A 286-nucleotide genomic window follows, 5' to 3' on the forward strand; every position below is an offset into this window, starting at 1 on the left:
CGCTGGCTCGAAGAGCAGCAGTCCATGCTGGCACTGCCTCCGGAGAAAAAAGAGTATGACGTGCATCCTGGTGAAAATCTGGTGAGCTTCGACAACCCCGTTACTTTATTCGTACCCCTTATAATGGGGTGTTAGCCAGCCAGACCCGGCATGATTACTGCCCCCAGTCGTCCATGATCCGGGGGGTGATGTCACCGGGTCTGGTGGGGCGCTGGTAACCGCTAATAGGGGTCAGGTCAGGCACTTTTGCCGGGACCGTCTGTAACGTGGATGCCGGTACCTGCTC

At 57.3% G+C, this 286-nt stretch carries 1 pseudogene; it reads left to right on the forward strand.

Annotated elements, in window-relative coordinates:
• Positions 1–135 (forward strand): annotated as a pseudogene (locus tag BHE85_RS19890) (IS21 family transposase); the annotation flags it as partial.
• Between the last annotated feature and the right edge of the window lie 151 nt (positions 136–286).

Source organism: Shigella sp. FC1567, from assembly GCF_001743015.1.
GTDB classification, from domain to species: domain Bacteria; phylum Pseudomonadota; class Gammaproteobacteria; order Enterobacterales; family Enterobacteriaceae; genus Escherichia; species Escherichia coli.